Here is a 6,359-nt window from a genome sequence, read left to right as displayed (position 1 = left end):
TCGATTTCCAGCGCATCGAGAGGCTCAAGCAGAAGACGGCATACGAGATATGGCAGTGACTGGAGTTCGACGTGTGCTCTTCCGATCTGACTGCGCCTGGTCGACTGGCCGGCGCTGCGCCGCCCGGCCGCCACCGCGCTCGCTTTCGCCGCAGCCCTCTCGCTCGGCGATCTGGGCGTGATCGCGCTGTTCGGTTCGGACCAGGTGCAGACACTGCCCTACCTTCTCTTGCAGCGCATGGGCAGCTACCGCACGGCGGATGCGGCGGGCATCGCCCTTTTCCTGGGCGCCCTGTGTCTGGCATTGATGTTCGCCGCCGACCGTCTCGGCAAGGAGAAGACATGATCAAGGCCGACGCCGGGAGAGGTTCCGGAATCACACTGGACAAGCTACGCTTCGCCTATCCGGGTGGAAGTGCTATGGATTTCGACCTCGCGATCGCCCCTTCCGACATCGTCGCCGTGATGGGGCCGAGCGGTTCGGGAAAGTCGACGCTTCTCAGCCTCATCGCCGGTTTCGAGATCCCCGCTTCCGGCCACATCCTGATCGGCGGCCGTGACGTGTCCGGGCTGTCGCCGCACCGGCGGCCGGTTTCGATGGTGTTTCAGGAAAACAACCTGTTTGCGCATCTCAGCGTCGCGCAGAATGTGGGGCTGGGCCGCTCGCCGGCGCTCAAGCTGTCGGAAGAGGATCGCGCTGCCGTATCTGAGGCGCTGACCAGAACGGGCCTCGCCGGCAAGGAAAACCGTCTGCCACAAGCGCTTTCCGGCGGCGAGCGGCAGCGCGTGGCGCTGGCGCGGGTGCTCATCCGCAAGCGTCCCGTCCTATTGATGGACGAGCCCTTCGCCTCTCTGGGACCGGCGCTGCGCGACGAGATGCTGGATCTGATCGCCACGCTGCATGCCGAGCAGCGGATGACAGTGCTGATGGCCACACACGATCCGCGCGACGCGGAACAACTCTGCAGGACGATGGTCTTCGTGGAGGAAGGGCGGATTTCCGCAACCGGCACAACCGCAGCGTTTATTGCCGGCCAAGCATCGGACGCGTTCAACCGTTACATCGGCACGCGCCGGGAAACAAAATAAGCGGGAACAAACATATTCCCCTTTTGCAGCTGATACGATAGACCGTGCTTCGGACGGGACATGACGCTATGCTGAGGGAACCAAAGGCGTGACTCGCGCATTAGAGCCGGTCATGCTTTGGACAAGATCAACCGGAAGGACATTCGCCTGTCCAATCGAGCGCCAGCTACCATGAAATTCCCGCCCTTCGCGCGTTCCATTCCGCGCAAAGCCACTTTTGCCCTGGTGCTCTCCACGGTCTTGTCAGGCTGCCAGATGGTGCCGACGGATACGGGCAGTTTCATGCCGTCGTCCAATCCGGTCACCGTGGACACGGTGACGCGCGGCGACCGCCTCGCGCGCCTTGCCCGCCAGCAACACCCGCGCATTCTGCAAACCTACGGTGGCGAATATTCGGACGCGAAGCTGGAGCGCATGGTGGCGAAAGTTGTCGGATCGCTCACGCTCGACGAGCAAAACACAGGCGCGGCCTACCGGATCACCATTCTAAACTCGCCCAACGTGAACGCATTCGCGCTGCCGGGCGGCTATCTCTATGTCACACGCGGCCTTCTCGCCCTGGCCAACGATTCGGCCGAGCTGGCCGCCGTGCTGGCGCACGAGATGGCCCATGTGACCGCCAATCACGGCATCGAACGGCAAAAGCTGGAAGCGGAAGAGAAATTCGCGTCGAAAGTGGTCAACGAAGTGGTCGGCGGGCGCGATCAGGCCGCCCAGGCCGCCCTGGTACGCGGCAAGCTCCGGCTCGCGCAGTTCTCGCGCAATCAGGAACTGGAAGCCGATCGCATCGGCATCCGCACCACGTCTCACGCGGGTTACGACGCTTTCGCGGCGGCACGCTTCCTGCAGGCGATGGACGCCTATCAGGGCTTTCGTACGGTCAGTGGCGCCACCGACGCAAGCCTCGACTTTCTGGCGAGCCACCCCAACGCCCCGCGCCGCATCGAACTGGCCCAACGCCATGCAAGGGAGTTGCAGCAGCCGGATGTGGCCGGCAAACGCGACCGCGATTCCTTCCTCGCCGGCCTCGACGGCATGATTTACGGAGATTCGCCCGAAGAAGGTTTCGTGCGCGGGCGCGACTTCCTGCATCCGGGCCTCGGTGTGGCTTTCCGTGTGCCCGAAGGTTTCATCATCGACAATTCCGCCAAGGCGGTGACCGCCGTCGGCCCCGACGACATTGCGGTCCGTTTCGACGGCGCGACGGTGCCGCAAGGCACATCGCTGACGGATTATCTGACAAGTGGCTGGGTTGCCGGGCTGGAGCCCGAGACCATTCGCAATCTGACCATCAACGGCTATCCGGCAGCGAAGGGCCGTGCCAGCGCGGATGGCTGGCAATTCGACGTTACGGTCATCCGCTCCGGCGAACAGGTCTACCGCTTGCTGACGGCCGCACCCGCGACCAGTGGCGACCTCGAACGGGTGGCGGGTTCGGTCGGACAGAGCTTTCGCGTGCTGAATCAGGCCGAACGCGCCGCCCTCAAGCCGTTGCGCATCCGTGTGGTTACGGTTCAACCGGGCGAAACGCTCGGCTCGCTTGCAGCGCGCATGCGCGGTGTCGACCGCAAGGTGGAGCTCTTTCGGCTCCTCAACGCTCTCAGCCCGGGCGCAACGCCTTCCGCCGGAAGCAGGGTGAAGATCATCACGGACCGATAAGACCGCTTCCCGTCGTCTCCGCCGTCAGGCTTAAACCACAATCAGGCCGTACCGCCGGATAGTGCGGGGTGCTCTCGAGAGAGCACACTGCGCAGTTTCTCTATCGCTCTGCTCTCGATCTGGCGCACGCGCTCCTTCGAAATACCCAATGCCGTACCGAGCGCTTCGAGCGTCGCACCCTCGTCCGAGAGACGCCGTTCGCGGATGATTTTCAGTTCGCGCGTATCGAGAACGTCGAGCGCGTCTGTCAGCCAGAGCGCGCGGCGCTCGCCGTCGATCATGTGTTCGACCGTTTCGTCGACCGGGTCATCTTCGGAGGGAATGAACTCCATCCGTTCCGCGGAGGCTTCGCCTTCATCGCGCATCGGCGCATTGAGAGAAAGATCCGGGCCCGAAAGCCGCGCATCCATCATCGCCACATCGGCCGTCTTGACCCCGAGCAGCTTGGCCGCTTCTTCGTGGATTTCGCTGGCCGATCCCATGCTCTTCTGCAATTTGGCGCGCAGCCGGCGAAACTTGAAGAACAGCGCCTTCTGCGCCGAACTCGTTCCGCCACGCACGATGGACCAGTTGCGCAGCACATAGTCCTGCATCGACGCACGAATCCACCAGGTCGCATATGTGGAAAAGCGAACACCGCGTTCGGGGTCGAAACGGGCTGCGGCTTCCAGAAGGCCTATATGCCCTTCCTGAATGAGATCGGCCACGGGCAGTCCAAAATTGCGGAAACGCGCCGCCATCGCAATGACGAGCCGCATATGGGCAACCGTTAAGTGATGAAGCGCCTGCTGGTCCTGCTTCTTATGCCAGCGTTTCGCCAGACTTTGCTCTTCCTCCAGCGCCAGATAGGGCGCCTTCATGGCCTTTTCGATCAGTTTGCGTTCCGCCCGGTCTTGCATGATGCACTCCCGCGTTATCGGCCCGCGCCTTCGCCATCGTGACGGATTTGCAGGCCTCCAAGCCCAAACGCACCGGCGCTTGGCCAATGCGCGGTTCGATCAGTCAGAGCGTCGTTGACGCACCGTCCGAACACGTGCGGCCACGCCAATGGCGGATATCCCGGAAACACGGACGAGACTGCGCAAACTGCGGTGGTCTCGTCCGAAGCAACGAGACATCACCTAAAGTAACGAGTCGCAATCAAAAAAAGTTCCGGCGACAGGCAAATAGACAGCGGGCAACAAAAAACCCGGCCGAAACGGCCGGGTTTTCGAGAACCGCCGGGGGAAGAGACTTACGCAGCCTCTTCCTTCTCGGTTTCCTCATTGTCGGCCTTGGCGCCACGGCGCGGGCCCTTGTTCAGGTTCGTTTCGATCAGGCGAACGGCCTCAGTCTCCGACATGCGGTTCACGGCCGCGATCTCGCGCGCCATGCGATCGAGCGCGGCTTCGTAAAGCTGACGCTCGGAATAAGACTGCTCCGGCTGGTTGTCGGCGCGATAGAGATCACGCACGACTTCCGAAATGGAGATCAGATCGCCCGAATTGATCTTCGCATCGTATTCCTGCGCGCGGCGCGACCACATGGTGCGCTTCACGCGGGCACGCCCCTGCACAACTTTGAGGGCGCGATCGACATAATCGGTTTCGGAAAGCTTACGCATGCCGATGGAGGTCGCCTTGGCAACCGGCACCTTGAGACGCATCTTGTCTTTCTGGAAATCGATGACGAACAATTCCAGCTTGTGACCGGCAACTTCCTGCTCTTCGATCGTAACGATCTGACCGACGCCGTGCGCCGGATACACAATATACTCGCCAGTTTTGAAACCCTGGCGCTGCGCCGATTTTTTCTGCTGGGTGGTCATCCGCCTAACACTCCTGTTTTAATGGGGCATGCTGGAACCGTCTCGCCTCGACGGTACCTCATGCCCAAACGCCTGCCGGCTTCTCGAGCCCATGAAAGATTTCAGCTCCGGGAAATGGTGACAGCGCCTGCACCTAAGGCCCGCCACGCAAACCAAACACCCTGACCCAGATTGCCCTGGCCTGGATTTTGAGCCCCACCTTTCAGTGATTAGTCTGTGAGCGCCTTTAAAAGGCGTGTTGTCACCGGCATGATTTTGTGAAGCTACCACAAAAAGCCGAAAGAATCAAGAATTTGACGCATGTGCGAAGATGTCGCGGCAGATTCCTGCGCGATCCCCACATCTTTTAGCGTTATGCCCCACCGTTGAAAAGTAGGATCAGTCGCCTTCGCCGGGCTCCGACGAAAAATACTGTTCCAACTTGTTTTCGACGCCATCGAATTCCTTGGCGTCCGCCGGCGGCTCTTTCTTGGCCGTGATGTTGGGCCATTTTTCGGCATATTCGGAGTTGAGCTGTAGCCAACTGTCGAGGCCCGGCTCCGTGTCGGGCTTGATGGCCTCGGCCGGGCATTCCGGCTCGCACACACCGCAGTCGATGCACTCATCCGGATGGATGACGAGCATGTTTTCGCCTTCGTAGAAACAGTCCACCGGACAGACTTCTATACAGTCCATGTACTTGCACTTGATGCAATTGTCGGTGACGATATAGGTCATTGGTGCTCTCGGCTGACAGCTTCTTCGAATGTCGAGAGGTGAGGTAGCCCCTTTAAAGAGCCGTTGCAAGGCCCGTTGTTTCGCTGCAATCGTCGCACGCGGAATCCCATTCCAAGCACAGCAGAGATCGGCCGCGGGTCACCGCTCGTCGCGCCAGCGGTCGAGTGCACGGCGCTGCTTCTTGGTCGGTCGCCCCGCGCCCGCATCGCGTTTCGGCGGCGACGCCCGGGCGGTATCGTCCTTGGGCGGAGCGGGCGGCGTCATGTCCTCATAGAGTGTGCGCGCCTCTTCGGCCGGGCCGCGCCGGGCGCCCGGCGCGAGAACCCGGTAAACGAGAACGCGCCGTTCCAGTGAGATCGTAAGCACGTCGCCCACTTTTATCTGGTAAGCGGCCTGCTCTATCTTGTTGCGGTTGACCCTCACCCGGCCCGCCTGTGCGAGCTTGGCAGCAAGCGAGCGGGATTTCACCACCCGCGCGAAAAACAGCCATTTATCGATGCGCTGGCGTTCCGAAACCGTGCCGCTCATCGCATACCGTTACTTCTTCAACTGGTCCTTGAGGGCCGCAAGCTTGGCAAAGGGCGAATCCGGATCGACGCGCGCCGGGCGCTCTTCACGCGGGCGATGCGACGCGCCCTTGCGCTTGAAGCCCGGCTTGTCTCCATCCTTGCGGTTCGGCTTGCCACGGTGCCCTGAACCATCGCGCTCCTGACGGCCCCCGCGCCCCTGCTGACGCTGATTGCCCTTGCCGGCGCCATGACGCTTGCGACCGTCGAAACGGGCCTGGCGCCAAATGATCACGGGCTTGGGTGCTTCCTCTTCCTCTGCGGTTTCTCCGGCTTTCTCCGCCGGAATCTCAGATTCGGACGCCTCTCCAGCGACCTGGGGCGCCGCCTCCTGCGGTGTTTCGGCTTCCGGCTTGCTCTCTTCAGCCGGCATCGTCACTTCCGCCGGAGCGTCCGCCGCTGTTGCTTGCGTCGCCTCGGCTTCTGCCTTGGGCTCAACGGCAACCGGCTCGCTCTGCGCGTCTGCCTCCACCTTCTCGGCCGGTGTCTCGGCGGGTGCGGCGGCACCGGTCTCTGCCTCCC

The 6,359-nt window shown here is 62.0% G+C and carries 6 protein-coding genes and 2 pseudogenes; 3 read left to right on the top strand and 5 right to left on the bottom strand.

Annotated elements, in window-relative coordinates; all coding sequences use genetic code 11:
• Nucleotides 1-90: 90 nt before the first annotated feature.
• From QZ638_RS21885 to QZ638_RS21875, 3 genes and pseudogenes are all read left to right on the top strand, one after another.
• Nucleotides 91-345: pseudogene (locus QZ638_RS21885) on the top strand (thiamine/thiamine pyrophosphate ABC transporter permease ThiP); the annotation flags it as partial.
• Nucleotides 342-1,088, top strand: coding sequence for a thiamine ABC transporter ATP-binding protein (thiQ, locus tag QZ638_RS21880; RefSeq protein WP_295814524.1), 747 nt, complete (start codon nt 342-344; stop codon nt 1,086-1,088). The pseudogene QZ638_RS21885 and the gene thiQ, both read left to right, overlap by 4 nt.
• A 255-nt stretch (nt 1,089-1,343) precedes the next feature.
• Nucleotides 1,344-2,747 carry a M48 family metalloprotease gene (locus QZ638_RS21875; RefSeq protein WP_295814527.1) on the top strand — a complete coding sequence of 468 codons (1,404 nt, stop codon included), beginning with the start codon at nt 1,344-1,346 and terminating at the stop codon, nt 2,745-2,747.
• Between the two features lie 41 nt (nt 2,748-2,788).
• On the opposite strand, the gene QZ638_RS21870 is transcribed toward QZ638_RS21875, so the two are convergent.
• From QZ638_RS21870 to QZ638_RS21850, 5 genes and pseudogenes are all read right to left on the bottom strand, one after another.
• A complete protein-coding gene (locus QZ638_RS21870; protein WP_295814520.1) occupies nt 2,789-3,646 on the bottom strand; it encodes an RNA polymerase factor sigma-32 in 858 nt (285 codons plus the stop codon).
• Nucleotides 3,647-3,981: 335 nt separating this feature from the next.
• Nucleotides 3,982-4,554 (bottom strand): CarD family transcriptional regulator, encoded by a 573-nt coding sequence (locus QZ638_RS21865; protein WP_295814517.1) that lies wholly within the window; start codon nt 4,552-4,554, stop codon nt 3,982-3,984.
• 378 nt (nt 4,555-4,932) lie between these two features.
• Nucleotides 4,933-5,271, bottom strand: a complete 339-nt coding sequence (fdxA, locus tag QZ638_RS21860) for a ferredoxin FdxA (RefSeq protein ID WP_295814515.1) — start codon at nt 5,269-5,271, stop codon at nt 4,933-4,935.
• A gap of 138 nt (nt 5,272-5,409) precedes the next feature.
• Nucleotides 5,410-5,799: an RNA-binding S4 domain-containing protein gene (locus QZ638_RS21855; RefSeq protein ID WP_295814513.1), complete on the bottom strand. Its 390-nt coding sequence runs from the start codon at nt 5,797-5,799 to the stop codon at nt 5,410-5,412.
• Between the two features lie 9 nt (nt 5,800-5,808).
• Nucleotides 5,809-6,359: pseudogene (locus QZ638_RS21850) on the bottom strand (helicase); the annotation flags it as partial.

Origin of the sequence: uncultured Nitratireductor sp., from assembly GCF_913053745.1 — a bacterium.
Taxonomy (GTDB): domain Bacteria; phylum Pseudomonadota; class Alphaproteobacteria; order Rhizobiales; family Rhizobiaceae; genus Nitratireductor.
Note: the sequence above shows the minus strand (reverse complement) of the source record. Positions and strands in the feature narration are given on the sequence as shown.

What these genes read in the sequence shown, in the direction of transcription:
- thiQ (WP_295814524.1), top strand. Translation starts at nt 342, where the DNA reads ATGATCAAGGCCGACGCCGGGAGAGGTTCCGGAATCACACTGGACAAG.
- QZ638_RS21875 (WP_295814527.1), top strand. Translation starts at nt 1,344, where the DNA reads ATGGTGCCGACGGATACGGGCAGTTTCATGCCGTCGTCCAATCCGGTC.
- QZ638_RS21870 (WP_295814520.1), bottom strand. Translation starts at nt 3,646, where the DNA reads ATGCAAGACCGGGCGGAACGCAAACTGATCGAAAAGGCCATGAAGGCG.
- QZ638_RS21865 (WP_295814517.1), bottom strand. Translation starts at nt 4,554, where the DNA reads ATGACCACCCAGCAGAAAAAATCGGCGCAGCGCCAGGGTTTCAAAACT.
- fdxA (WP_295814515.1), bottom strand. Translation starts at nt 5,271, where the DNA reads ATGACCTATATCGTCACCGACAATTGCATCAAGTGCAAGTACATGGAC.
- QZ638_RS21855 (WP_295814513.1), bottom strand. Translation starts at nt 5,799, where the DNA reads ATGAGCGGCACGGTTTCGGAACGCCAGCGCATCGATAAATGGCTGTTT.